Raw genomic sequence first — 24,147 nt, 5'->3', positions numbered from 1 at the left:
TCGCGAGGAAGACAATCGTATCCGCACCGTCTCAGCCCTTCTCGGCCAGTTCGCGGTTTTCCTGCTCGTGGTGCTTGGCGATCAACTGCAAATTGCGCAAGTAAACGATGAAGCCGAAGGACTGGCCGACAATGAACACCGGGTCTTCGCGGTAGATGGCGTAGGCCAGCAACAGCGCGCTGCCGACGATACTCAAGTACCAGAAACCCACGGGTATCACGCTGCGCTTCTTGTACTCGCTGTACAGCCATTGCAGGGCAAAACGCCCGGTGAAGGCCAACTGGCCGCCGAAGCCAACGGCCAGCCATATCGATTCTCTGCCCATGTCACACCTCGGTTTCTTGTGCGTTGATATCCAGGCGGGTGCGTCTTATCAACCACCACACCCCGAACAGATCGACAATGCCCACCAGCGCCCGGTCGAGGTTGCCGTAGTTCGACACCCCAGCCCCGCGCTCACGGTGATTCACCGGGTGAACCAGCATCCGGCCGTTGTGCCGACGGATCAGCGCCGGAATGAAGCGATGCATGTGATCGAAATACGGCAGGCGCAGAAACGCCTCGCGCTCGATCAACTTGATGCCGCAACCGGTATCGGGCGTCTGGTCCTTGAGCAGACTGGCCCGCAGTTTGTTGGCGAACCGCGAGGCCCAACGCTTGCTCGCCGTGTCCCGGCGGTTGACGCGATGCCCCGCCACCAGCTTCACACCGGCGGGCGTACCCTCCGAACCGCGCACCAGGTCGAGCATCTTTGGCAGGTCGGCCGGGTCGTTCTGCCCGTCGCCGTCGAGGGTTGCCAGCCAATGCCCGCGGGCCACTTCAGCGGCGTGGTAGATCGACGTGCTCTGCCCGAGGGAACGGGCATGGCTGAGCACCCGCAACTGGCGATAGCCACTGCCTTGCAACGCCCGCAGTTCAGCGGCGGTGGCATCGGTGCTGCCATCGTCGACCACGATGACTTCGAAGGCCTCGTCCACCAGCGCCGCCCGCACTTCTTCCAGCAGTGGAATGAGGTTGCCGGCTTCGTTCTTTGCCGGAATCAGGACCGACACATAAAGGGTTTCGTGCATGACACTCCAGTAAAAAAGCTGAGGGGGTTAAACGCGGTAATACGCGCGGTACCAATCGACAAACGACTGCACGCCGACGGGCACCGCGACCTGCGGGCGAAACCCTATGTGTTCCTCCAGCTCGCGCGTGTCCGCCCACGTGTCGACCACGTCACCCGCTTGCAATGGCAAGAAATGCTTGATCGCGGGAATGCCCAGGGCCTCTTCCAGGCACTCGACGAACTGCAAGAGCTTCACCGGAGCGCCGAAGCCGATGTTGTAGAGCTTGTGGCGCACGCCTGCTTCATTGGCCGGCGGCCGCGGCAACAACCGCACCAGGCCTTCGACGATGTCGTCGATGTAGGTGAAGTCCCGCGACATCGCGCCGTCGTTGTAGAGGTCAATGGCGCGACCGTCGAGGATGGCGTCGGTGAATTTGAACGGTGCCATGTCGGGCCGCCCCCACGGTCCATACACGGTGAAAAACCGCAGGCCGGTGGTGGGAATGCCGTAGAGATGCGAGTACGCGTGGGCCATCAGCTCATTGGCGCGCTTGGTCGCCGCATAGAAAGACACGGGCTGATCCACCGGATCGGTCGTGGCATACGGCAACCGGTCGTTCAAGCCATACACCGAGCTGCTTGAGGCGAACACCAGGTGCGCCGGCCGGTGGGCACGGCACGCTTCCAACACGTTGAGGAACCCTACCAGGTTGCTTTGCGCGTACAGGTCGGGATTATCGATGGAATAGCGCACACCAGCCTGGGCCGCCAAGTGGACGACGTACTCGGATGCGGTTTTCGCAAATACATCCAGCAGCGCCTGCTTGTCAGCCACGTCCAGCCGCAGGAAGCGGAAGTTGGGGTATTCGGCCAACAACGCCAGTCGTGCCTGTTTCAGCTCGACGCTGTAGTAGCTGTTGAGGTTGTCGATGCCGATGACCTGATGGCCTTCACTGCACAACCGCCTGGCGGTATGAAAACCGATGAATCCTGCGGCGCCGGTGACCAATACGCTCATACGCTGCCCAAAACGGTCACGTGCATACACTACCCTGATGGATGGCCCGGCTTTTCCGGCGCCTGCACAGGCTTGTATCAAAGAAAAATGACAGTTTTATGAGCGTGCCAGCTTGCCAAGCGAAAGTCCCTGTGGGAGCGAGCTTGCTCGCGATGAGGGTGTGGCAGTCAATGACGAGGCGACTGAACCACCGCTATCGCGAGCAAGCTCGCTCCCACAGGGGGGCTTGGGTAGGCACGAGATTGGAAACCACCCGATGGATCAATCAGGGTCGTTGAGAATCAGGCTGCGATAATGCCCCGGGTTGGACCCGGACCATTTGCGAAACGCCTTGTAGAAGGAGCTGGCATCGGCAAAACCCAGGCGGGAGGCGATTTCGACGAAACTGATGGACGGCTCGGCCAGCCAGGTGATCGCCAGATCCTTGCGCACGCTGTCCTTGAGGCCTTGGTAAGTCTGGCCCTCCTCCGCCAGGCGTCGGCGCAGGGTCGAGGCGGACACGCATAGCTGCTGGGCCAAGGCCTCGGTTTCCGGCCACCGGTCGGCGGGCAGTTGCCGCAGGTCGTGCCGGATGCGGCTGGCCAGGCTTTGCGGGTCGCGGTATTTGACCAGGATGTTGCCCGGGGCCCGGGCCAGGAAGCGCTTGAGCTCGTCAGCGTTGCGCCGGATGGGCAGGTCGAGACATTCGGCGGCGAAAATCATCCGGGTGCGCGGTCGGTCAAAGCGCAGGTTTTGGGAGAACATCACCCGGTAGTCGTCGCAGAAATCCGGTGCTGGGCAGCGCAGTTCGATAGACAGGATGGGAATGCGCCGTCCGGCCAGCCAGCAGGCGACGCCATGGACGATCATCCAGTAAGTGAAGTAAGTAAAGGCTCGGCGCGGCGCCTGATCGTCTTCCAGCAGCACGATCTCCGCCAGGCTTTGCTGGCGCACCCACTGGGCCGGCAGGCGTTCGAGCATCAGCGACAGAAACCCCAGCCCCGCCGTCAAGCCGCTCGCCAGCGTAGGCTGGGCCATGGCGCACTGGCAGAGAAACGCCAGGCTGCCGGACTTGAGCTTGCGCGGGTCCATGCCGAAAAACTCGTCATCCAGGCGCTGGGCCAGCAAACGCCAGAGCCGCGCATAGGCATGGGCCGGGACCCGCGCCTGGGGATCGTCGAGCAGCGCCGGGTCTATGCCGACCTGGCTCAAGGCCTCCTCGGTGGCTGCCCCGGGTGCGCAGCTTTGCAGCAACGCCTCACGTACCAGCTGGATGGAGATGGTGTCTTTTTCCGACATGGCGCGGGTGTTCACAGGATCCGGTAAAGCAGCCGTTCTATCCGCACCCGGCTGACCCGTTTCAGGAACCTGGCCACGGCCTCGGGGTAATCCGGCAGGGTTTCCAGGTCCAGGTAACGCTCGATCCGATGGGTGTAGCGGTAGATCCGCTCAAGCTCGGCCTGGCGCGGCGCCAGCAGCTCGCCCTTGGGGTCGTCCAGCAACAGCGCGTTTTCCAGGTCCAGGCGAAAGGCCCGCGGGTTGAGGTTGTTGCCGGTCAGCAAGGTGTAGCGCTCGTCGACCCACATGCCCTTGAGGTGATAGGTGTTGTCCCCGTCACGCCACAGGTGCAGGTTCAATTGGCCGCTGTCGATCGCGTGCTGATGCCGTTTGGCAAAGCGTCGCAGGCTGATTTCGTAGAGGTATGGCAGCGCCGCGATGATCTTGAACGGTTCGCTGGGCGGAACGTAGAAGTCGTTGGCGGTCTTGTCGCCGACGATGATGTCGATCCTGACCCCGCGGGCCAGGGCGCGGTTGAGCTCCCGGGTCACGGCCAGGGGCAGGTTGAAATACGGGGTGCAGATGGTCAGTTGCTGGCGGCTGCTGGCGATCAGTTCACCGATCACCCGGCTCAGGGGGTTGTTCTTGCCCACGCCCAGCAACGGGCTCACCGACAGGCCGCTCTTGTCGAGGCTGCCGACGCTGGTGTCGTAGGTCGCGTATTTGAGACGGCTGCGCAGGTCGCCGATGTCCTTGCGCAAACTGCGGGTGCTGGGCAGGTTGGGCAGGTCCAGGCGATGCACCGCCCTGGAGGTGATCAGGCCATGCTGCACCAGGTGATGCATCGAATCGGCCAGTGCCGTGTTCTGCAGCAGGTGATAGCGGTCGTAGCGGTATTTGTCGAACTTGTGCAGGTAGACGTTATTCAGGCTGGCGCCGCTGTAGAGCACACAGTCATCGATCACGAAACCTTTCAAATGCAACACGCCGAACAGTTCGCGGGTCTGCACCGGCACGCCGTAGATCGGCACTTCGCTGGCATGGGTGCGGGTCTGTTCCTGATACCACGCCGAGTTGCCCGGCTGCTTCTTGGCGCCAATCAGCCCGCGCTGGGCCCGCAACCAGTCCACGACCACGACCACGTCCAGTTCCGGACGCGCCGCTTTGGCGGCGTGCAGGGCATCGAGAATTTCCTGGCCGGCCTCGTCCTGTTGCAGGTAGAGGGCGACGATGTAGATGCGCTGGGTGGCCTGGGCGATTTTCTCCAGCAGGCAACGGCGGAATTGGGCAGCGCCATCAAGGACGGTCACCGCGTCGGCGGTCAGTGCAAAGCTGCGCAGCTTGGGCAGCAGGGAGCGTTTGAAGAGCGACGGCATAGGGCTCGCAAAAGGTCGATTCCAAAGAACGGATGAGCTTACACCATGGATGGGTTCGGGTCTTCCTGTCGTCAAGAAAAAAACAACTTGACCAAGGAGAACGATCGTTCTACTTTTATCCCATGAACGAAATCACTGGTAATGAAACACGAGACATCATCCTCGATGTCGCCGAAAAGTTGATCTATAGAAGTGGCATCGCCGCCACCGGCATGGACCTTCTGGTGAAAACCGCCGGCGTCTCCAGGAAAAGTGTCTATCGCTACTTCGCCAACAAGGACGACCTGATCGTGGCCGCCCTCGAGCGGCGGGACGAGCGCTGGATGCACTGGTTCAGCAGCGAAGTGGACAAGGCGCCCACACCGACGGCGCGGCTGCTCAACCTGTTCACCGTGCTCAAGGGCTGGTTCGACAGCGAAGGCTTTCGCGGTTGTGCCTTCATCAACACCAGCGGCGAAACCGGTGATCCACAGGATCCGGTCCGCCAGGTGGCGAAGATGCACAAACAGAAGCTGCTCGACTACGTCACCCGGCTGTGCGTCGAACAAGGCGTCGAAAATCCGGACGCCCTGGCCCGCCAGCTCCTGATTCTGATCGACGGCGCCATTACCGTGGCGCTGGTCATGGGCGACCACAGCGCGGCTGACCACGCCCAGGACATGCTGAAGATATTGCTACACACCTGACCGTTGAACCCTGCGTCATTTATCAACTTAATGGAGATTCGCCATGTCTGCCTCTTCTGAAGTTCGTCCGCCGTTGCCGCCGTTCACCCGTGAATCGGCGATCGAGAAAGTTCGCCTGGCCGAAGACGGCTGGAACTCTCGCGACCCGCAAAAAGTATCCCTGGCCTACACGCTGGACACCCAATGGCGTAACCGCGCCGAATTCGCGCACAACCGCGAAGAAGCCAAGGCGTTCCTGACCCGCAAGTGGGCCAAGGAATTGGATTACCGGCTGATCAAGGAACTCTGGGCCTTCACCGATAACCGCATCGCCGTGCGCTACGCCTACGAATGGCACGACGACTCGGGCAACTGGTTCCGCTCCTACGGCAACGAAAACTGGGAGTTCGACGAGCAAGGCCTGATGTACAACCGCTACGCTTGCATCAACGATATGCCGATCAAGGAAAGCGAGCGCAAGTTCCACTGGCCCCTGGGCCGCCGGCCGGATGATCATCCGGGGTTGTCCGAGTTGGGGTTGTAACCCTCTCGGCTGACCTACCGTTATCGCGAGCAAGCTCGCTCCCACAGGAGATCGAGGTCAGGCACAGCATTCGTGTGCGCTGAAAATCCAAATGTGGGAGCGAGCTTGCTCGCGATGACGGCGGCAAATCCAACAGGTGTGCAAACTGACCCTCCGCTATCGCGAGCAAGCTTGCTCCCACAGTACAACAGCCGCGCCAGACCAGCGGCCCATCCAACAGGCTTGACCCACATGCCGCCAGGTATCACATTGCCCAGGCTGGCGATAAGCTCGCTGTTTCGTTGTGCAGCAGACTTTGTGGAGCCCATGACCGCGTCGATCCCGATCCGTCCCCCCTGCCCGCCCGGCGTCTGCGATTGCGGGCGTGATGCCTTGTTGCAAGCGCCTGGCAGCGACCTGCGCATCCTGTGCCTCAATCGCCAGGAAGAAAAACGCCTGCTCGAGCGCCTGGAGAACATCCAGAGCCTCGACGAACTCCAGCGCCTGCAGCAGCGCCTGTATGAAAACCTGGGGATCCGCCTGCGCGTCGAGCCCGGCTACAACGAAGTGCGGACCATGCGCGGCATCGCCATCGAATTCCAGGAACAGCCCGGCCTGTGCCGCAAGATTCGCCAGTCGATCCCCGCCGCCATCCGCCGCGGGCTGGAAAAACGCCCCGAGATCGCCTGGCGACTGCTGGATGCCCACGACCTGTTTCGCGATACCTGAACCTGGGCCGCTCCCTCCCTGGAGCGGCACATCGGCCTAGAAATCGACCGTCGCGGACAGCAGGTAGGTGCGCGGGGTCGACAGCGTCAAGCCCGGTTCACTGTCATCCGATGCGCCGGCCGAACTCCAGTAGCGCTTGTCGGCCACGTTTTCGATGTTGGCCCGCAGGGTGATGTGTTTTTCATCGACTTTGAACGCGTAGCGAGCGCCTACGTCGAAACGCGTCCAGGCATCGATTTCCTTGGTGTTGGACTGGTCCAGGTACTGTGAGCTGGAATAGATGCCGCGACTGGTCAGGGTCAGGCCCTGTACCGTTGGCACGTCCCATTCGGCGCCGAGGTTGACGTTGTACTTCGGCGTGGCCGGTGCGCGGTTGCCATCGAAGGTGCTGTCGGTGGTGTCAGTCAGTTCACTGTCGATGAACATCACGCCGCCGAGCAAACGGGTTCCCTTCAGCGGTTCGCCGAACACACTCAACTCCACGCCGGTGTTTTCGCGCTTGCCATTCGGGCCGAAGACACGTGTCGTGGCGTCGGTCGCATAGGCAGGCTGCTTGATTCGGAACACGGCGGCGGTGACGGCGAACGGGCCAGCGTCATACTTGGCGCCCACTTCGACCTGGCGACTGATGAACGGCGGGAAAATCTCATCCTCGTTAATCGATGTCGATGGCGCGATCTTGCCCTGGCTCAGGCCTTCCATGTAGTTGGCATACAGCGACAGCTTGTCAGTCGCCTTGAACAGGATCCCGCCCGACGGCGAAACCTTTTCCTCGTCGTAGGCGGTGTCGCCCTTGACGTTATTTGTCCAGTCATCGACCTTCACCCGTTGCCAGCGAGCGCCGAGGGTCAGCAGCAAGCGATCCTCGAACAGCCCCAGGGTGTCGGACAAGGCCACGCCGCTGAAGCGGTTCTCGGTATAGACCTTGTCGTCCTGTCGGGTCGGGTTGCTCGGCGTCGGGGTCTGTACCGGGTCATACAGGTTGCTGCGACCGTTGGCGTAACGGGCGCCGCCATTTTCGAAGTCCATGTAGAAATAACTGGCCGCCAGGTTGACCTCATGGCTCACCGGACCGGTATGGAACCAATTGCGCACCCCGGCCGTGGCCGTCCGGACATTTTCCTCACGGGTAAAGTCACGGGGCTGGACGGTGAAGTCGCCCGCGTCGTTGGTGACCGAAACGTTGTGCCGAAGGAAGTCGTGGTCGCTTTTGCGCGCGCCGACACCGCCATACAGCATCACCGAATCGCTGACATCGAACTCAGCGTTCACCGTGCCGAAGGTGTCCTGGGTGCGCGCCTTGCTCCACGACTGGGCGTAGTTGTCGCGCACATCGCTGGCGTGAGGGACCTGGGCATTGGCACCGACCTGCACGCGTTCCTGGGGCGCGTCGGTGTTGCGTTCGGTGTGGCCGATGTCCGTCGATAGTCGCAGGCGTTCACCGCGAAAATCCAGGCCCAGCACCGCCATCTCGCGGTCCACGCTCTGGTGATCCCACTCGGTGTCGCCCGCCTGCTTCACACCATTGAAACGAATACCGAATTTGTCTTCTTCACCAAAGCGCCGACCGACATCCACCGCCCCGCCAAGCTGGTTATTGGAGGCATAGCTGCCGGTAAACGAGGTGATGGGCGTGTCGGTGGCGCGTTTGGGCACCACGTTGATCCCGCCCCCCACGCTGCCCCGCGGCGAGATACCGTTGATGAGCTGGCTCGGCCCCTTGAGGATGTCGACGCGTTCTGCCATCTCCATGTCGATTGTGTACGTCGGCAGGATGCCGTAGAGACCGTTGTAGGCGACATCACTGTTGAACAGGCTGAAACCGCGAATGGTGAACTGCTCATAGCGTCCGCCCGCCGGGTTGGTGGTGCGGACCGAGGGATCGCTGGCGATCAGGTCGCCCAGGGTGCGCGCCTGCTGGTTCTTGACCGTCTCGCTGGTGTAGGTGGTCATGCTGAACGGCGTCTCCATGAAGTCCCGCGAACCCAGCAGGCCTTGCGAACCACGCCGTGCCACCTGGCCGCCGGCATACACTGGGCTGTCCGTCGACGCCGTGGCGCCGAGAATCGAGGTGGGCGCCAGTTGCAAGCTGCCGCCTTCTGGCGTCGGCATCAGGATGTAGGCCTGCTCCCCCACCGGTTGCAACTGCAGGCCCGAGCCCCGCAACAGCCGGGCAAACCCTTCTTCCACCCCGAATTCCCCCGAAAGCCCGGCGCTGTCGCGTCCGCTCACCAAGGCCGGATCCACCGACAGGTTGACCCCCGCCAACCCGGCAAACCGGGTCAACGCCGCGCCGAGGCTGCCGGCCGGTACCTGATAACTGCGCCGGACGGCTTCTTCGGCCAGGCTTGACGACATGAAAAACGGGCTGGCACCCAGGCTCAGCATGAGGCTCAGGTTCAACAGCGGACGCCGGCCGGCAAAGGCCGGGCGCAAACGCAAAGGTACAACTGCGGACATTGGAAAGCGCTCTCGTTTTTGTTCAGTTGCCTTGAATGACAAGCGAAACAAAAAAAGGGGACAGGCCTCAGGCCAGATTCTTGCGAAGCGTCAACGTGACCCAGTAACGGGTGCGCATGTGCACATCCAGCGGCAGGCTGGCCGCCAGCAACGCGAGGATCCGATCGGTGTTGTCCAGGCGGAAGCTGCCAGTGATTCGCAGCGGTTCCAGGGTTTCGTCCCAACGCAGCACGCCGGGGCGATAACGACTCAGTTCCCGCAGGAAATGCCCCAGCGGCTGGTCCTGCGCCACCAGTACCCCGTCACGCCAACCCAGCTGTGCCACGTCGAACGCCTGCACCGGCCCCGCACCCGAGGCCTGGACGTTGACCTGCTGGCCCTCTTCCAGACTCAGCAATGCTCCCCGCAGGGGTTGCAGGTACGCCGAACCGCTGACCACCGACACCCGGCAGTCGCCCTCGCCCAAATGCAGGCAGACTTCGCCACGATGGATCGTGACGAGCCCATAGGGTGACTGGACGGACAGCGGCGTGCTCCCGGCGAGTTTGAGGGCCATCTCACCGCGCAGCAGCACCAGGCGCCGGGCCTTGAGGTCCAGGTCGACGGCACTGTCGGTGTTCAGTTGCAGCGCACTGCCATCGATCAGCGACCAGCGCCGTTGCTCGCCCGTGGCGGTGTGCAAATCAGCGCGCCAGACCTCCAGCGGCAGCTCCCGCCCCAGCAGCCAGGCGGTCGGGACCAACGCGGCGACGCCCAATGCACGCTTGAGCACCGCGCGCCGGGCCAGCGCCGGACGGTCCAGGGTTGCCATGCCCAGGGACGCGGGGACCCCGGAAAAACGCTGGCGCAATCGCTGGGCCTTCTGCCAGGCCGCCTCGTGGTGAGCGCTACTGTCGCGCCAGCGTTGCAAGGCCGCTGAGTCGAATGCCTCGCCGTCGAACTCCATCAGGGTCAACCAATGGGCAGCCGCCCGTGCCGCTTCACGAGCCTCGGGTGATGGTGCCGATGGCATCAGAAGTCCACCAACAGGCAATGCTCATAGGCCTGGGCCATGTAGCGCTTCACAGTGCGCTCGGACACTTGCAAGCGCTCGGCGATCTCGCGATAGCCCAGGCCTTCGAGCTGGCTCCATAAAAAAGCCCTCCGCACCAAGGGCGGCAGGCCATCCAGCAATTCGTCCAGGGCTTGCAGGGTTTCCAGCAGCAGCCAACGCTGTTCCGGAGACGGTGCGCAGGCTTCAGGCAGGTTCGCCAACGCGTCGAGATAGGCCTGTTCCAGATTGCGGCGGGTATAGAAATTGCTCAGCAGGCGTTTGCCGACAGTCAGCAGATAGGCGCGGGGTTCTTGCAGGTCCGTCAAGGCCTGGGAGCTGGCCAGCACCCGCACGAAGGTATCCTGGCGCAGGTCCGCCGCATCCCAGGCATTGCCCATGCGCCGTCGCAACCAGCCTTCCAGCCAACTCCCGTGGTCACGGTACAACGCATGGAGGGATTGCTCCGTCGGCGTAACTGCATCACACATGTCCAGAAGCCTGCGCAAAGTCTTAAATGAGACTGATTCTAATTAATGTTCGCGCAGGAATCCAAGTTGTTTATGCAAAGTGAGTCTAGAAACGGGATGCAAGCCCCCTCCCCTGTGGGAGCGAGCTTGCTCGCGATAGCGGTGGGTCAGCTTGCTTCCATGGCGCTGGGTGGTCGCCATCGCGAGCAAGCTCGCTCCCACAGTCAGGTCTTTGCACGCAGTGCGATCAATGACTGGCGTGCAAGGTCTTTGGCACTTCCGGCATGGCCGAAGAGTGGTGGTTGATGATCTTCCACTGGCCATCAAGGCGTTCATAGAGGAAGGTGTAGCGCGCCTGGACCTCACGCTTGGAACCATCGGCCTGGGTGAGTGTGAAGGTATAGACACCACTGTCCATCGCCGCGTCGGGCCCCAGGTGACGAATTTCCCGGTAGTTGATCTGTCCGACCGGCTTGGCGGCCAGGAAATGCTCGAAGTAGTCCTGGATCTGCGCCGGTGTGTTGCGCACCTTGTTGGAGACGGTCGGTTGCAAAATCGCATCCGGGGCATAGAGGCCGGTCACGGCGGTGGCGCTACCGGTTTGCAGCGCGGCGTTCCAGCGATCGAACAGGGCAGCGATTTCCCGGTCATTCACGTTCTTGGGCTGCTCGGCCACCGTGCGATACACGTAGGGTGTGACCTCGACAGCCTGGACAAGCGGCGCGCCCAGCAGGAAAAAAGCAGCGATGGCACAGGTTTTCATTTTCATCGGAAAGCTCCTTTGGGTTTCAATGAGCTCACTTTGCCGACCTTCCCGGCTCTCGCCATCGGCCAACCGGTGCCAATCGCCTATGCCATTTGGCAGATAGGCCCGATGCCGGTGACACGGTCTAATGGCGTCACCGCGAACCGTCCGATCTTTTTCCACGCTGGAGCTCCCCATGCAAAGCCCGCCCCATGATCCCGGCAGTGCCCTGGCCATCCGCAGTCAGTATCGCCAGTCGCAAAGCCGTGCCGCGCGCCTGGGGCTGCTGCTGGGCACCGGCCACGAGCTGACGCAGTTGCCCCTGCCGGCCATGCGTCAGCGTGCGCTGCAACGGGCGTGCGCCTTCATGGCGATGGACCACGGCCTGCTGCTGGAGTGGGCGCCGGACCACACGCTGCGTACCCTCGCCAGCCACGGGAGCGCGGAACGGGTCGACTTCCTCGCCAGCCAGGCCCAGCCGCAAACGCCCGGTCCGAATTGGCTGGAGTCCCCCGGCAGCGCCCTGCCCCAGGTCCTGCGCATTCCACTGCGCACCTCCGATGGCGTGACGTTCGGGGCGTTGCTGCTGGGCAACAGCGTCGCCCTCGGCGCGCCGGACAACGAAGACATCGAGTCGCTGCAATTGCTGGCGACACTGTTGGCGGCGCACCTGGAGAACAGCCGCCTGGTCGAAGCGCTACAGGCCCGCGAGCGGACCATGTCCGAGCTGGTCCACCGCTTGTTCAGCGCCCAGGAAGACGAACGCAAGCGCGTGGCCTACGACCTGCACGACGGTCTGGCGCAGAACCTGGCCGGTTTGCACCAGCGCTTGCAGGGCTTCGCCGGTCGTTGCCCGTCGCTGGCGCCGGCGCTGGCGAGCGAGTTGCAGGCCATCCTCGACCTGGCCCAAGGCTGCGTCGGCGAGGGCCGGCAACTGATCGGTGGCCTGCGCCCCCACGTGCTGGATGATTTCGGCCTGTACAAAGCCGTCGACAAGGAGGCCGATCGCCTGCGTGACGCGGGCCTGACCGTGAGCTGGGCCGAACACAGCAGCGCGCGACTGCCGGGCAACACCGAGATCGCCCTGTTTCGCATTGCCCAGGAAGGCATCAACAACATTCTCAAGCACGCCCAGGCCCGTCATGTGGGCCTGGGACTGGCGGTGGAAGATGGCCACGCCAGCCTGCGGGTAGAAGACGATGGCCGTGGCTTTGCCCTGGAGCAACCCATCGAGACCAACGGCAGTTGCCACCTGGGGCTGGCCGCCATGCAGGAACGCGCCAACCTGCTGGGCGGCCACCTGGCCTGTCGCAGCCAACCCGGCGGCGGCACCCGCCTGCTGGCCAGCGTGCCGCTACCGTCCGCCGGAGTACAGCCATGAACCGTCCTTTGCGCCTGCTGCTGGCCGATGACCATGAAGTCACCCGCACCGGGTTCATCAGCATGCTCGCCGACAGCCCTGGGTTCGAGGTCGTCGGCCAGGCCCGCGACGGCCAGGAGGCCCTCGACCTGTGCGAGCGGCTACAGCCGGACATCGCGATTCTCGACATCCGCATGCCCGTCCTCAACGGCCTGGGCGCGGCGCGGATCCTGCAGCAGCGCCAGCCCGGGATCAAAGTGGTGATCTTCACCATGGATGACAGCCCCGACCACCTCGAAGCCGCCATCGGTGCGGGCGCGGTCGGCTACCTGCTCAAGGATGCCAGCCGCGATGAAGTGCTCGACGCCCTCAAACGGGTCGCCCAGGGCGACGAGGCGCTGAACAGTTCAGTCAGCGCGCGCCTGCTGCGCCGCATGACCGAGCGCGGTGCCAGTGGTGCCCCTCAGGCCCAGGCCCTGACCGCCCGTGAGCGCCAGGTATTGGGGCTGGTGGCCGGCGGCTTCAGCAATCGAGAAATCGGTGAAAAGCTGGGCATCGCACCCGGCACGGCCAAGGCCCACGTCGAGCGCGTCATCGGCAAGCTGGGTGCCGCCGACCGAACCCAGGCCGCCGTGCGCGGCGTGGCCCTGGGGCTGGTGGCGCAACCCGCCGGGCAATGGCCATGAGGTTTCTCGCCGCCCGCCGCTGGGCCGACCTGCCGTTGCGGGGCAAGGCCCTGGTGGTGATTTCCCTGCCCCTGGTGGTCCTGCTGTTGTCGCTGGTGCTGATCTATATCACCGAACGGCAGACCGCACGGGCCGAGGAGGATGTGCGCCGGGTACTGCTCGTCCAGGGTGATATCCAGACGGTCCATACCTTGCTGGCCGAGGCGGCGGCCAGCGTGCGCGGTTACCTGCTGACCCGGCGCGAAGATTTCCTGCCCAGCTACGAACAAGCCACGCCGCTGATCCATGCGGCGTTGCAGCGCCTGGACCACAACATTCGCGATGCCAGGATGCGCGAGCACCTCAAGACCATCACCCCGCTAATCGCCGACAAACTCGACGGTTTGCTCGCCTTGCGCAACGGCAAGCGTGACGACCCCGAGGCCATCACCGCGATCCTGATCGAAAACAAGCAGGTGCTGGATGTGCTGCGCGAGCAGATCAGCGCCATGCGCATACGCGAGGATGGCCTGCTCGCCGAGCGCAGCGCCGCCGCCTCGGCCACGCGCATGCGCCTGTTGTTCGCCACGTTGCTGGCGGCGGTGTGCGGCTTGCTCGGGGCCATTGTCGCGGTGCTGTTTCTATCCAAGGGCATCGTCGCCCGGGTCCAGCAGGTGCAAGGCAACGCCCAGCGCCTGGCCCTGGGGCAACCGTTGTTGCCGCAACCGCCAGAGCAGGACGAAATCGGCCAGCTCGGCACGCGGCTGGTGGAGGCCGGGCAGTTACTCGCAGAACGCGAGCGGGCCCTGCGCGATAACGAGGAGCGCTTGCGGCTGATCATCGACGGGGTGAAGGACTACGGGATCTTCGCGCTGGATGCCAAGGGCTACGTCACCACCTGGAACGCCGGCGCGCAGCGGATCAAGGGCTACACCGAGCAGGAAATCCTTGGCCAGCACTTCTCCCTGTTCTACTTGCCCGAAGAATGCCCGGCGCACCCGGACATGGCCCTGCGCGAAGCCACCCGCGACGGCCATTACATGGAGGAAGGCTGGCGTTGCCGCAAGGACGGCAGCCGTTTCTGGGCCAGCGTGGTCATCACCGCCCAGTACGATGGCACGAGCGCCTTGCGCGGCTTCTCCAAGATCACCCGCGACATCACCGACCGGCGCGCCGCCGAGATCGCCCTTCGCACGGCCCGCGAAGAAGCGGAAAGCGCCAGCCGGGCCAAGAGCGAATTCCTTTCGCGCATGAGCCACGAATTGCGCACGCCACTGAACGCCATCCTGGGTTTCGCTCAACTGCTGGACATGGACTCCACCGCCGGCCAGCGCCCCCAGGTCAGCCACATCCTGCGGGCCGGCCAGCACTTGCTGGCGTTGATCAACGAGGTGTTGGACATCGCCCGGATCGAGGCCGGGCGCCTGCCCCTGAACATCGAGCCGATCGCCCTGGCGACGGTGCTGCACGAAGCCTTGACGCTGGTTTCACCCATGGCCGCCGACGCCGGTATCCACTTGATCGACCTGCCTGCATTGCCAGACGACAGCGGTGTGCTTGCCGACCGCCAACGCCTGGTGCAGGTATTGCTCAACCTCTTGTCCAATGCCATCAAGTACAACCGGCCCGGCGGCGAGGTGCGCATCGAAGTGAGCGTCCAGGCCCGCCAGGTGAGCATCGCCGTCCACGATACCGGCCATGGCATCGCCCCTGAGCAGTTGGGCCAGCTGTTCAAGCCCTTCGAACGCCTGGGCGCCGATCCGCAGGTCGAAGGCACCGGCCTTGGCTTGTCCTTGAGCAAGAACCTGCTGGAGATGATGCGGGGCAACCTGCAGGTCCACAGTGAACCCGGGCACGGCTGCTGTTTTACCCTGCAACTGCCCGCCACTCAGGTGATCGGCACGCACTTGCCACCCATCGCCGCCCTGGCCGTGACGCGCCCCCCCATGGATTACCACGGCAAAATCCTCTGCATTGAAGACAACCTGTCGAGCCTTGCGCTGATCGAGACCCTGATGCAGCGCCGTTCCGGCATCCAGCTGCTATCGAGCATGCAAGGCCAGATGGGCCTGGACCTGGCCCGCCAGCACTCGCCGCAGCTGATCCTGCTGGACGTCACCCTGCCGGATCTGGAAGGCCTGGAGGTCTTGCGGCGCCTGCGCCAATCCCCGGCCACCGCGGCCACCCCGGTACTGATGATCACCGCCGATGCCAGCGCGCTGACCCATCGCGCCCTGCGCGACGCCGGGGCCACGGCGATCCTGACCAAACCTATCCATATCCAGGCCTTTCTCGGCCACCTCGAGCACTATCTACCGGAGCCCGCATGAATCGCGACTTGCGCATTCTGATCGTCGACGATCAGCGCCCCAACCTGGACCTGATGGAGCAACTGCTGGCCCGCGAAGGGCTGCACAATGTGCTGAGCAGCACCGAGCCTTTGCGTACGCTCGACCTGTTCAACAGCTTCGAGCCGGACCTGGTCATCCTCGACCTGCACATGCCAGCATTCGACGGTTTTGCCGTGCTGGAACAACTGAACCGGCGCATCCCCGCCAACGACTACTTGCCGATCCTGGTCCTGACCGCCGACGCGACCCGTGACACTCGCCTGCGTGCCCTGGCCCTCGGCGCGCGGGACTTCATCAGCAAACCCCTGGATGCCCTGGAAACCATGCTGCGCATCTGGAACCTGCTGGAAACCCGGGCGCTCTATAAAGCGTTGCGCGAGTTGATTCCGTCCCAGCAGATCGAACTGTTGCGCCAGCACCGCCCCGCCGCCGACCCGGTCTAGCCGGGCGGTCGCTTCATCGAGGCCATCGAAGCATGGAAGTCACCGAACGAACATCGGCAAACGGCCTGCAAGGGCACATTCGCGGCGAACGCCTGGCCACCTCCGACGGAGTATCGAGCAAGGAGATCCTGGTGGAGATCTTTGTCCGCGAGCGTTGCGAAGCCCACATCGTCGTGCCAGCGGTGGCCGAGCCGTTACTGGTCTGGGTGTTGTCCGGGCAAGCCATTGTCGAGGAGCGCACCGCCCACGAGCCGTGGGACGCGAATACCGTGGGCCGCGGGGATTTTTTCCTGACCACCTCCCCTGTGCCTTATGAGATGCGCTGGCAAGTGACCAGCCCTGAGCCGTTCGTGGTCATGCACGTGTATCTGGGCCTGGCGTTGCTGGAGCGCGCCATCGCCGAAGCTGGCGGCGGCGCGATCCAACTGCGGGAAGTCTCAGGCGGGCGGGATGAAGTACTCTCGGCCTTGCTGGAGCAGATCCGGATGGAACTGACCCGACGCGGTGAAACCAGTGCCTTGCTGGTCCAGGGCGTGGCGCAATGCCTGGCGGTGCACCTGGCACGGCATTATGTGGATGCCGGGGCCGAGGACATGTCCGGCCGCAACGCCCTGCCCGCCTTCAAGCTCAAACGGGTGATCCAGTTAATGGAGCAACACCTGGCCGAACCCTTCAACCTTGGTGACCTGGCCCGGGCCATCGGGCTGAGCGAATATCACTTCAGCCGCCTGTTCAAGCGCGCCACCGGGCGTTCGCCCTCGCAGTACTTCATCCAGCTGAGAATGGCCCGGGCCCGGCAACTGCTGATCGAAACCGAGCGCAGCATCATCGATATCGGCCTGGAGGTCGGCTATGGCAGCGCCAGTCACTTCTCCCAGGTATTCCGTCGCGAACTGGGCGTGGCGCCGAGTCATTACCGCAAGTAAAGGCCTGATGGCGCCACAATGTGGCCGCACACAACCCCTGTGGGAGCGAGCTTGCTCGCGATAGGGCCAGGCCAGTCAACATTGATGGCAACGGGTCCACCGCTATCGCGAGCAAGCTCGCCCACAGGCATTTCCTGCCAGGCCTGTCTTCATTTGATCCGGTAATGAAAGGTATTGCGCACCGCCGGCACCGGCACCGCCTTGCCATCGATGATTCGCGGCTGATAACGGAACGTCTGGGCCGCGGCCAGGGATGGGCGGATGAACAGCGGGTGGCAGCCGTCGATCACCTTGGGACTGTCGATCCGCCCGTCCGGCGTCACGCTGTACTCCACGGTGCAATCGCCTTCCAGGCCCTTGTCCAGGGCTCGTTGCGGATAGTCCGGGGCTTGCTTGCTCAGGGGCTGATAGCTGCGGCTGTCGGCGGCGGCCTGGCGCGCCTGCTCGGCGTGGCGTTGCTCGGCGAGTGCTTGGGCCTGCCGGGCCTGGCGCTGTTGTTCGGCTGCTTGCTGCTCGGCGTCTTGCCTGAGCCGCTCACTTTCCAGGCGTTCGCGCTGCTGCTGTTGCGCCTGTTGCTCGCGTTTTTGCTCCTCGACCCGTTTGCGGGCCAGCGCCGCCTGTTCCAGCTTCTGCGCCTGGACTCGCGGGTCGACAAGCGGCTTGGTGGGGACAGGAAGTGGCGCTTGCACGGGTGGCGGCGCGGGTTCGACCACCGGTGGTGCAACAGGGATGACAGCCGCCGGTGCAGGCGCTTCGGGCACCGGTGCGGCCGGCAACATCACCAGTTGCGTACGCAACACCCGTGGCGTCTCGGCGGCGGGCTTCTCCACGTTCCACCCCAACACCAACAACGCGGCTATCGCGACGTGCAGAGCCACGGCCAGTCCCGCCGCCAGGCTGTTTCTCCACAAACCGGGGCGGCTCAACGCGGGTACGCTCATGAAGGGACTGTGCATGATCATCGCCGTCATTGCGGCGCCTCGGTCACCAGCCCCAGGTTGCTCACGCCACCCTGCTGCAACGCAGCCATGGCCGCGACGACTCGGCCGTAATCGGCATGATCATCGGCACGGATGTACACCTGGGTGTCGCTGCGCTCGGCCACGACCTGCGCCACCTTGACGCGCATCTGCTCCAGGTCCACGGCGCTGTCGGTCTGGTGGCGGGTGTCCAGCTCACCGCCCAGGTTCCAGTAGTAACCGCCTTCGGCCTTTACCGACAGGGTGAGGATTTGCTGGCGACCGTCGGTGGCCAGCGCTTCGCTCGCGACCTTGGGTAATTCGATCTTCACGCCCTGGGTCAGCATCGGCGCGGTGACCATGAAAATCACCAGCAGCACCAACATCACGTCGATGTACGGCACCACGTTCATTTCGGCCTTGGGACCGTGCTTGCGTTGTGGCTTGACGAGCATCTGTCCTCTCCTTTCAAGCGGCCGAGGCCAGGTTCACCGGGGCGCCGTGCAGCTTGCGGTGCAGACGCGCCTGCAGTTCGTTGCCAAACCCGTAGTAACGGGTCAGCAGGGTCTGGCCGCGGGCGGCAAAACGGTTATAGGCAATCACCGCCGGGATCGCCGCGAACAAACCGATGGCCGTGGCGATCAGCGCTTCTGCAATGCCTGGCGCTACGGTGGAAAGGCTGGCCTGTTGCACCTGGGACAGGCCGAGGAACGCATTCATGATCCCCCAGACCGTGCCGAACAAGCCGATGTAAGGGCTGACCGAACCGACGGTCGCGAGAAACTGCAAACCTTTCTCCAAGTGCACTTCCTGTTCGCTGATCGCCACCTGCAGCGAACGCTCGACACCTTCGAGCACCACCTCGGGCGTGCAGGCAGGCTGGTTGAGTTGAGTGAAGGCCAGCAAGCCTGCCTGGAAAATCGGCGTGACGCCCTCGTCCTCACGTATGTGTGCGTGTTCCCGGTACAGGGGCAACAGGTCCTGGGTGCTGCGAAAACGTTGCATGAAACCGTTGAGCTGGCGCTCGTTGCGTTGCAGCACGGCACTGCGCTGGATGATCAGGTACCAGCTCAAAAGCGAGGCCAGCAGCAAGGTGAGCATGACCGCCTTGACCAGCAGACTCGCGTCGCTGATCAGCCCCCAGATCGTCATGTGTTCCAAAGTGGCTTGCATGGGTAGAACTCCTGTCTGGCTGCTATTCGATGAAATGTTCGTGACCGGTTGATGACCGTGCCGCTCAAGGCAGACGCAGGGCTTTCGCCACGTCGGCCCAGGGCACGAACTTGAAGTTCTGGGTCTGTTCGGGCATGCGCTTGCGGCCGTCCTGGACCACCAGCATGCCCTGGCTCCAGGGCCCGCCGAGGTTCACCGAGGTCACCTCCAGGCCATCGGTCTCCGACGCGCCATCAATGCCCGCAGCCGCGTTCAGGCCGACCCGGAACGCGCCCCGTACGGCGAACGGAGGCTCGGCGTCGAGCACCAGGTAGCTGTCGTTGCCTTGGCTGGAGATCACCAGGTAGTCGCGGCCCTTGGCCTGGTACAAGGCCATGCCCTCGACGTCAGCGTGCAACGACGGGCCAACCTTGATCACACTGCTCAAGGTCGCCGGCTGGTCGGCCCGGGCATCCATCGTCCAGACACCCACGTCCTCCTCTCCGAGAAACAAGCGCTGGCGCTGCTCATCGGCCACGCAGCCTTCGGGCTGGCTGTCGACGCTGAACTGGCGCACCAACTGGCCGTGCACCACGCCGTCCGGCGCACTCAGGCGGTATTGCACAAAGCGCCCGTCCTTGCCGTTGGCGAAGGCGTACAGCTCACCTTCGGCGGGCTGGAACAGGCAGATGCCGTAGATGTCCTTCAATGGCGTCGCAATCTCCCCCGCTTCGCGCAACTCGCCACTGGCGCGGTCGATGCTGAACAGGCTCAAGCTGTTGCGATCACGGTTGCTGGCCACCGCCAGATCGACGGTTTGCGTGCCCAGTTTGAAGTTCGCCCGCACATCGACGTTGTTCAGGCGCCCGACCGGCAGCTCCTGCAGCAACTTTCCTTGCAGGTCATAGGCCAGCAGGCCTTGCTTTTTGTTGGTGCCCAGCACCCGGCTCAAGCCCGGCGTGGTCGGATGCACCCAGATCGCCGGGTCATCCGCGGCGTCGCCCTGGCGGGCCACCGGCTCGCTCTGGGCGATGGCAGCCACCGTGGGCAGTACCGGCGGCAAGGGCATGGGCGTGGGTTGCCAGTCGAGTTCTCCCTGATACAGGCGCCCGTCGTCATCGTCGCGCAGCAGCACCTCGATACCGGTTTTCGTCCGGCGTGCCGCCAGGCTTTCCGGTTCCTTCAGGCCCGGCAGCGACAACGTGGCGCGGGGTGTCCAGCCTTTGCCGTCCTGCTCATACAGGTGCAACTGCACAGCCTCTGGATCGAGGCCCAACACCCCACCGGGCAATACCGCCAAGGCGCCGGCCGCCTGCTGGATGTCGCCGAACGGCGCACGCATCGCCACGGGCACCCGCACGGTCTCAGCCTCGGAGGATGCCGGGTAGGCCCACCAGCCGATCCGCTCTTCGTTGACGAACAACTGCTGGCTGGCGTCCTGCACTTGGCAGGTCTTGGCGTCCGGCGGCAGAGGCAAGCCACGCACCCGTTGGGCGGTCGCGCCCAACTGCTCGCCGGCGCCCACCAGCCATTGCTCGCCCTTGCCCTCTTCCCCCACCAGAAACACGAACAGGTTGCTCGCCTCGTCGCGGTACAGGCACAGGCCGTTTACCGGGAACTCGCGCGTGGGCAGGTACAGCGGCGTGCCCCACTGGCGGCCTTGTGGGTCGAGGCTAACGACTACGGCTTGCTGGCGCTCGCTGTCGAGGCTGGCGACCAGCACGTTCGCGCCCTGGGCCCGGCTATCGACACCTTCGAAGGTGCCCTTCAGGCGCGTCAGTTCGCGACCCTGGGCATCGAGCAAGAACAGGCCCTCGCGGGCACTGGCCAGTCGCTCGGTCGTCGAAGGACCAGGCAGGAATGCCAGGGCGTTGATCGACCGTTGTTCGGCTTGAGACCAGGGTTGCAGCTTTAGCTTGGGCGCTGAAGCAGCTGCCAGGGCGACGGCTGATGCCAGGCTGAGCGCCATCGCCAGTAGGCAGCGCTTGGGTAAGGAAAACATCGTGTTCAACGGGAAAATCCTTGTCGTTCAGTCAGACTCAAACGGGCTTGTTGCTCACTTCTATTGCCAGGGAATTCATCTGTGGGAGCAAAGCTTGCTCCCACAGCCAAATCCTCTTGCCACAAGTGATCAGGTTCGCGAATCAGAAATGGGTAAAGGTCAGCCCCAGCTTGTACGTCGGGCCGTACTCTTCGTACTGGCCGTTATAGGAGCGGTGGCCGGTGTAGACGAAATACGACTCGTCGGTGAGGTTCTGGGCTTCGAGGCTGACTTGCAGGTTCTTGGTCAGCGAGTAACGCGCGCTGAAATCGACGAAGGTCTGGGCATCTACGTGCAGGTCATGGTCGCGGTCGCCGATGGACGCCAGTTCGAACAAGTACGCTGACTTGTAGTTGGCCGACAGCCGCAGGCTCAGCTTGTCGTTTTCCCAACCCAGCATCAGGTTGCCGACCGTGTCCGACTGGTTCGGCAGGTCGATGCTGCGCTTGCGCTGGGTACCGCTGGCCTGGTCGAAACCCTCGATCTCGGCGTCCGAACGGCTGAAGGTGGTATTGGCCCCCAACAGCAGCCCGTTCCAGGGGGCCGGCAGCCAGTCGAACTTTTGCGAGTAGGCCAATTCCAGGCCATACAGCTTGGCGCTGTCGCCGTTGGCGTAGCTGTGGGCTTCTGAAAAGTCGGTCCAGGCACCCGTACCGGCCAGGTCGGTGTTGTAGACGAAATGCTTGATGTCCTTGTAGAACACAAAGGCCGAGACCGTGCCGGCGTGGCCCATGAAATGCTCGATACCCAGGTCCAGGTTGCTCGATTCCAGCGGCTTGAGTTCCGGGTTGCCGAAAGTGGCCTCGTCATCGTCGATGACAAAACCTGGCGCCAATTGCCCGAAGGTTGGACGCACCACGGACTTGGTCCAGGCCGCACGCACCTGGGTGTTCTTGTCCAATTGGTAGCGCGCGTGCAGGCCCGGCAACCAGTGGTGATACTTGCGACGGGTTTCGGTATCGGTGAAGACGCCGTCAGTGGCGCCGGTGCCCTTGGCGTCGAATTCGGTACCTTCGTAGCGCATGCCAGCGATGAAGCGCCAGTCATCGATGTCGACGGTGTTCATCAGGTACGCGGCATTGATGTCCTCGCTCATCTTGAAATCGTTGACTCGCGATTCTTGCTCGTCGAAAAACTCGTCGCGGTTCAGGCCGCCCAGCAACCGTTTGATCGCATCGGCGCTGATGCCCGGACCGAAGCGACCGAGACGGTAGTCCACGCTGCCTTTCCGGAACTGCCCGAGGTTCAATTGCTCGTCGGTGAAACCCAGGTCGTCGAAATCCTCGTAGACCCAGGCGTCCAGGTCGTTGTCCTTGTCCCGCCGGCTGACTTTGCCACCGAACTTGACCTGGGACGCATAGCCGCTGAAGTCGTAGTCCCGGGCCAGGTCCAGGCGCAGGTTTTTCTCGGTGTCGGTGGTCTTCTGCGCTTCCCAGTCCACCTTGTCGAGGCTGAAGTTGGCCGGATCGTAGAACCCCGAGCCGATGATCGGCCGCGGCTTGTCGTTGTCGTAGAAACCACCGTTGAAACCATCGATGCCTTCGAAGGTGGCCCCGGCAATATGGCCGGGGCTGTCTTCGCTGGATTGGCTATAGCCGCCCTGGCCACTCAGGGTCCAGAGACCGAACAGACGCTCGCCACCGAGTACGTAGGATTGGATTTCCTGGGTCTCTTCACGTTGCTTGAGCTTGCGCTCGCCCTCGGCGTCCCCCAGTTGCCCGGCGGCCTGCGGGTCTTCGAAGGCGATGCTGGCGGCGTTGCGGGTTTCGCTGTCCTTGTAGCGGCTGTACAGCGTGCGCAGGTAATAGCTGCTGAAGTCATCGGGTTTGTAGTCGAAGTTCAAGCCGCCACCGGCCCGCTCGCGGCGGATGTCGTAGTCGCGCTGTTCGAACTCTTCGAGGCGTGAACCCTGCGCGAAATCCCAGGCACCGCCGGTTTCGACGTTGTCCGAACCGAAGTCGCGCTTCTGCCAGCTCAGCGCCGCGGCCACGCCGAAGTTGTCGATACCATCGCCAAGGCTGAAACGGTCGCTGATGGCGCCGGAGAATTTCGGGCTGGTCTGGCGGGTGTTCTTGTCATAGCTGGCTTCGCTGCTGCCGGTGTAGAACAGCCCCTTGTGGTCGAAGGCCGAGAGGCTTTTCACATCCACCGTACCGCCCAGGGAGTTGGCGTCCATGTCCGGCGTCAGGGTCTTGATCACCGACAACGACTGCACCAGTTCCGAGGGCAACACATCCAGGGCAACGGCGCGACGCTCGCTTTCCGGAGCCGGCACCAGGGTGCCGTTGATGGTCACGCTGTTGAGGTCCGGCCCCAGGCCACGCACGCTGACAAACCGGCCTTCGCCCTGGTCGCGCTCGACGCTGACACCGGGCAGGCGCTGCACCGCTTCGGCGACGTTTTCATCCGGCAGCTGCGCCACGCCGTCGGCATGCACCACGCTCTTGATGCTGTCGGCGCTGCGCTGCTCCTTGAGGGCCTGGTCGATACTCGCCGCCTGGCCGACCACTTCAACGTGTTCAGTGGCGCCGGCCGCTTGCTCGGCGGCACTCAGTCGTTCGCTGGCAATGGCCATCGCCAACGCGGTGAAGGTGAAACCGACGAGCCCGGCGGTGCTTGTGCGGTGGTACATGGTGATCCTCCCCAGGAATCCGGAAATCCGCCAGGCAGTGGCCCGGCAACTGGGAGGGCACGCTAGGGGTGGGGAATGACGGTTCTGTGACAGGGGTTGGCTGGAGGGGCTGAAATCGGCTGATTTAGCGGGGTTGGCGAGCCGGAATGAGCTGAAATGACCTGCTGGAACCAGGCTCGGAAACGCCGTGGCGAGGGAGCTTGCTCCCGCTGGGGCGCGCTCGTAGGAGCTGTCGAGTGCAACGAGGCTGCGATCTTTCCCCAATCACTTGAGTCTCAAGCGAAAAATCAAAAG

22 protein-coding genes are annotated in these 24,147 nt (G+C 63.5%); 8 read left to right on the top strand and 14 right to left on the bottom strand.

What is annotated here, in order from left to right:
• Window positions 1–31: 31 nt before the first annotated feature.
• The 5 genes from BLQ55_RS08965 to pssA all read right to left on the bottom strand — a co-directional run bounded on the left by BLQ55_RS08965 (window position 32) and on the right by pssA (window position 4,702).
• The gene (locus tag BLQ55_RS08965; protein ID WP_092199589.1) at window positions 32–325 is read right to left on the bottom strand and encodes a lipid-A-disaccharide synthase N-terminal domain-containing protein; all 294 of its coding nucleotides are present in this window, start codon (window positions 323–325) and stop codon (window positions 32–34) included.
• Window position 326: 1 nt separating this feature from the next.
• Window positions 327–1,070 (bottom strand): glycosyltransferase family 2 protein, encoded by a 744-nt coding sequence (locus tag BLQ55_RS08960; protein ID WP_092253463.1) that lies wholly within the window; start codon window positions 1,068–1,070, stop codon window positions 327–329.
• 27 nt (window positions 1,071–1,097) lie between these two features.
• Complete coding sequence (locus BLQ55_RS08955; RefSeq protein WP_092253461.1) at window positions 1,098–2,069, bottom strand: SDR family NAD(P)-dependent oxidoreductase; 972 nt, start codon at window positions 2,067–2,069, stop codon at window positions 1,098–1,100.
• Window positions 2,070–2,330: 261 nt separating this feature from the next.
• The gene (locus tag BLQ55_RS08950; RefSeq protein ID WP_092200001.1) at window positions 2,331–3,347 is read right to left on the bottom strand and encodes an AraC family transcriptional regulator; all 1,017 of its coding nucleotides are present in this window, start codon (window positions 3,345–3,347) and stop codon (window positions 2,331–2,333) included.
• Window positions 3,348–3,358: 11 nt separating this feature from the next.
• On the bottom strand, window positions 3,359–4,702 hold the full coding sequence (gene pssA / locus BLQ55_RS08945) for a CDP-diacylglycerol--serine O-phosphatidyltransferase (RefSeq protein WP_092253459.1): 1,344 nt from the start codon (window positions 4,700–4,702) through the stop codon (window positions 3,359–3,361).
• A 122-nt stretch (window positions 4,703–4,824) separates the two neighbouring features.
• Between pssA and BLQ55_RS08940 the strand changes: the two genes are divergently transcribed.
• The 3 genes from BLQ55_RS08940 to BLQ55_RS08930 all read left to right on the top strand — a co-directional run bounded on the left by BLQ55_RS08940 (window position 4,825) and on the right by BLQ55_RS08930 (window position 6,619).
• A complete protein-coding gene (locus BLQ55_RS08940; protein ID WP_092164464.1) occupies window positions 4,825–5,388 on the top strand; it encodes a TetR/AcrR family transcriptional regulator in 564 nt (187 codons plus the stop codon).
• A 43-nt stretch (window positions 5,389–5,431) separates the two neighbouring features.
• A complete protein-coding gene (locus BLQ55_RS08935; protein WP_060742285.1) occupies window positions 5,432–5,911 on the top strand; it encodes a nuclear transport factor 2 family protein in 480 nt (159 codons plus the stop codon).
• A 306-nt stretch (window positions 5,912–6,217) separates the two neighbouring features.
• Window positions 6,218–6,619 (top strand): hypothetical protein, encoded by a 402-nt coding sequence (locus tag BLQ55_RS08930; protein ID WP_060742284.1) that lies wholly within the window; start codon window positions 6,218–6,220, stop codon window positions 6,617–6,619.
• A 36-nt stretch (window positions 6,620–6,655) separates the two neighbouring features.
• On the opposite strand, the gene BLQ55_RS08925 is transcribed toward BLQ55_RS08930, so the two are convergent.
• The 4 genes from BLQ55_RS08925 to BLQ55_RS08910 all read right to left on the bottom strand — a co-directional run bounded on the left by BLQ55_RS08925 (window position 6,656) and on the right by BLQ55_RS08910 (window position 11,348).
• Window positions 6,656–9,079, bottom strand: coding sequence for a TonB-dependent receptor (locus BLQ55_RS08925; protein WP_092253457.1), 2,424 nt, complete (start codon window positions 9,077–9,079; stop codon window positions 6,656–6,658).
• Window positions 9,080–9,146: 67 nt separating this feature from the next.
• Window positions 9,147–10,091: a FecR domain-containing protein gene (locus tag BLQ55_RS08920; RefSeq protein ID WP_092253455.1), complete on the bottom strand. Its 945-nt coding sequence runs from the start codon at window positions 10,089–10,091 to the stop codon at window positions 9,147–9,149.
• Window positions 10,091–10,600: a sigma-70 family RNA polymerase sigma factor gene (locus tag BLQ55_RS08915; RefSeq protein WP_092199570.1), complete on the bottom strand. Its 510-nt coding sequence runs from the start codon at window positions 10,598–10,600 to the stop codon at window positions 10,091–10,093. Before BLQ55_RS08915 ends, BLQ55_RS08920 begins: the two co-directional genes overlap by 1 nt.
• A 226-nt stretch (window positions 10,601–10,826) precedes the next feature.
• Window positions 10,827–11,348: an SgcJ/EcaC family oxidoreductase gene (locus tag BLQ55_RS08910; protein ID WP_092253453.1), complete on the bottom strand. Its 522-nt coding sequence runs from the start codon at window positions 11,346–11,348 to the stop codon at window positions 10,827–10,829.
• Window positions 11,349–11,520: 172 nt separating this feature from the next.
• On the opposite strand from BLQ55_RS08910, the gene BLQ55_RS08905 reads away from it, so the two are divergent.
• The 5 genes from BLQ55_RS08905 to BLQ55_RS08885 are packed head-to-tail and all read left to right on the top strand — an operon-like array spanning window position 11,521 to window position 17,069.
• Window positions 11,521–12,705: a sensor histidine kinase gene (locus tag BLQ55_RS08905; RefSeq protein WP_092253451.1), complete on the top strand. Its 1,185-nt coding sequence runs from the start codon at window positions 11,521–11,523 to the stop codon at window positions 12,703–12,705.
• Complete coding sequence (locus BLQ55_RS08900; protein ID WP_092253449.1) at window positions 12,702–13,370, top strand: response regulator; 669 nt, start codon at window positions 12,702–12,704, stop codon at window positions 13,368–13,370. The genes BLQ55_RS08905 and BLQ55_RS08900 overlap by 4 nt, the downstream gene beginning before the upstream one ends.
• Window positions 13,367–15,679: an ATP-binding protein gene (locus BLQ55_RS08895; protein WP_092253631.1), complete on the top strand. Its 2,313-nt coding sequence runs from the start codon at window positions 13,367–13,369 to the stop codon at window positions 15,677–15,679. The genes BLQ55_RS08900 and BLQ55_RS08895 overlap by 4 nt, the downstream gene beginning before the upstream one ends.
• Window positions 15,676–16,143 carry a response regulator gene (locus BLQ55_RS08890; protein ID WP_092164443.1) on the top strand — a complete coding sequence of 156 codons (468 nt, stop codon included), beginning with the start codon at window positions 15,676–15,678 and terminating at the stop codon, window positions 16,141–16,143. The genes BLQ55_RS08895 and BLQ55_RS08890 overlap by 4 nt, the downstream gene beginning before the upstream one ends.
• Before the next feature lie 32 nt (window positions 16,144–16,175).
• Window positions 16,176–17,069: an AraC family transcriptional regulator gene (locus BLQ55_RS08885; RefSeq protein ID WP_092253447.1), complete on the top strand. Its 894-nt coding sequence runs from the start codon at window positions 16,176–16,178 to the stop codon at window positions 17,067–17,069.
• Between the two features lie 149 nt (window positions 17,070–17,218).
• Here the strand turns inward: BLQ55_RS08885 and BLQ55_RS08880 are convergent, their stop codons facing one another.
• From BLQ55_RS08880 to BLQ55_RS08860, 5 genes are all read right to left on the bottom strand, one after another.
• Window positions 17,219–18,040, bottom strand: coding sequence for an energy transducer TonB (locus tag BLQ55_RS08880; RefSeq protein ID WP_092253445.1), 822 nt, complete (start codon window positions 18,038–18,040; stop codon window positions 17,219–17,221).
• Window positions 18,037–18,483, bottom strand: a complete 447-nt coding sequence (tolR, locus tag BLQ55_RS08875; protein WP_092253443.1) for a protein TolR — start codon at window positions 18,481–18,483, stop codon at window positions 18,037–18,039. The genes BLQ55_RS08880 and tolR overlap by 4 nt, the downstream gene beginning before the upstream one ends.
• Before the next feature lie 13 nt (window positions 18,484–18,496).
• Window positions 18,497–19,201 carry a protein TolQ gene (gene tolQ / locus BLQ55_RS08870; protein WP_092199549.1) on the bottom strand — a complete coding sequence of 235 codons (705 nt, stop codon included), beginning with the start codon at window positions 19,199–19,201 and terminating at the stop codon, window positions 18,497–18,499.
• 64 nt (window positions 19,202–19,265) lie between these two features.
• Window positions 19,266–21,191, bottom strand: a complete 1,926-nt coding sequence (locus BLQ55_RS08865) for a phytase (protein WP_092253441.1) — start codon at window positions 21,189–21,191, stop codon at window positions 19,266–19,268.
• Between the two features lie 133 nt (window positions 21,192–21,324).
• Window positions 21,325–23,853, bottom strand: coding sequence for a TonB-dependent receptor (locus BLQ55_RS08860; protein WP_092253439.1), 2,529 nt, complete (start codon window positions 23,851–23,853; stop codon window positions 21,325–21,327).
• Between the last annotated feature and the right edge of the window lie 294 nt (window positions 23,854–24,147).

The organism is Pseudomonas sp. NFACC13-1 (genome assembly GCF_900104425.1).
Taxonomy (GTDB): Bacteria; Pseudomonadota; Gammaproteobacteria; order Pseudomonadales; family Pseudomonadaceae; genus Aquipseudomonas; species Aquipseudomonas fluorescens_AA.
Note: the sequence above shows the minus strand (reverse complement) of the source record. Positions and strands in the feature narration are given on the sequence as shown.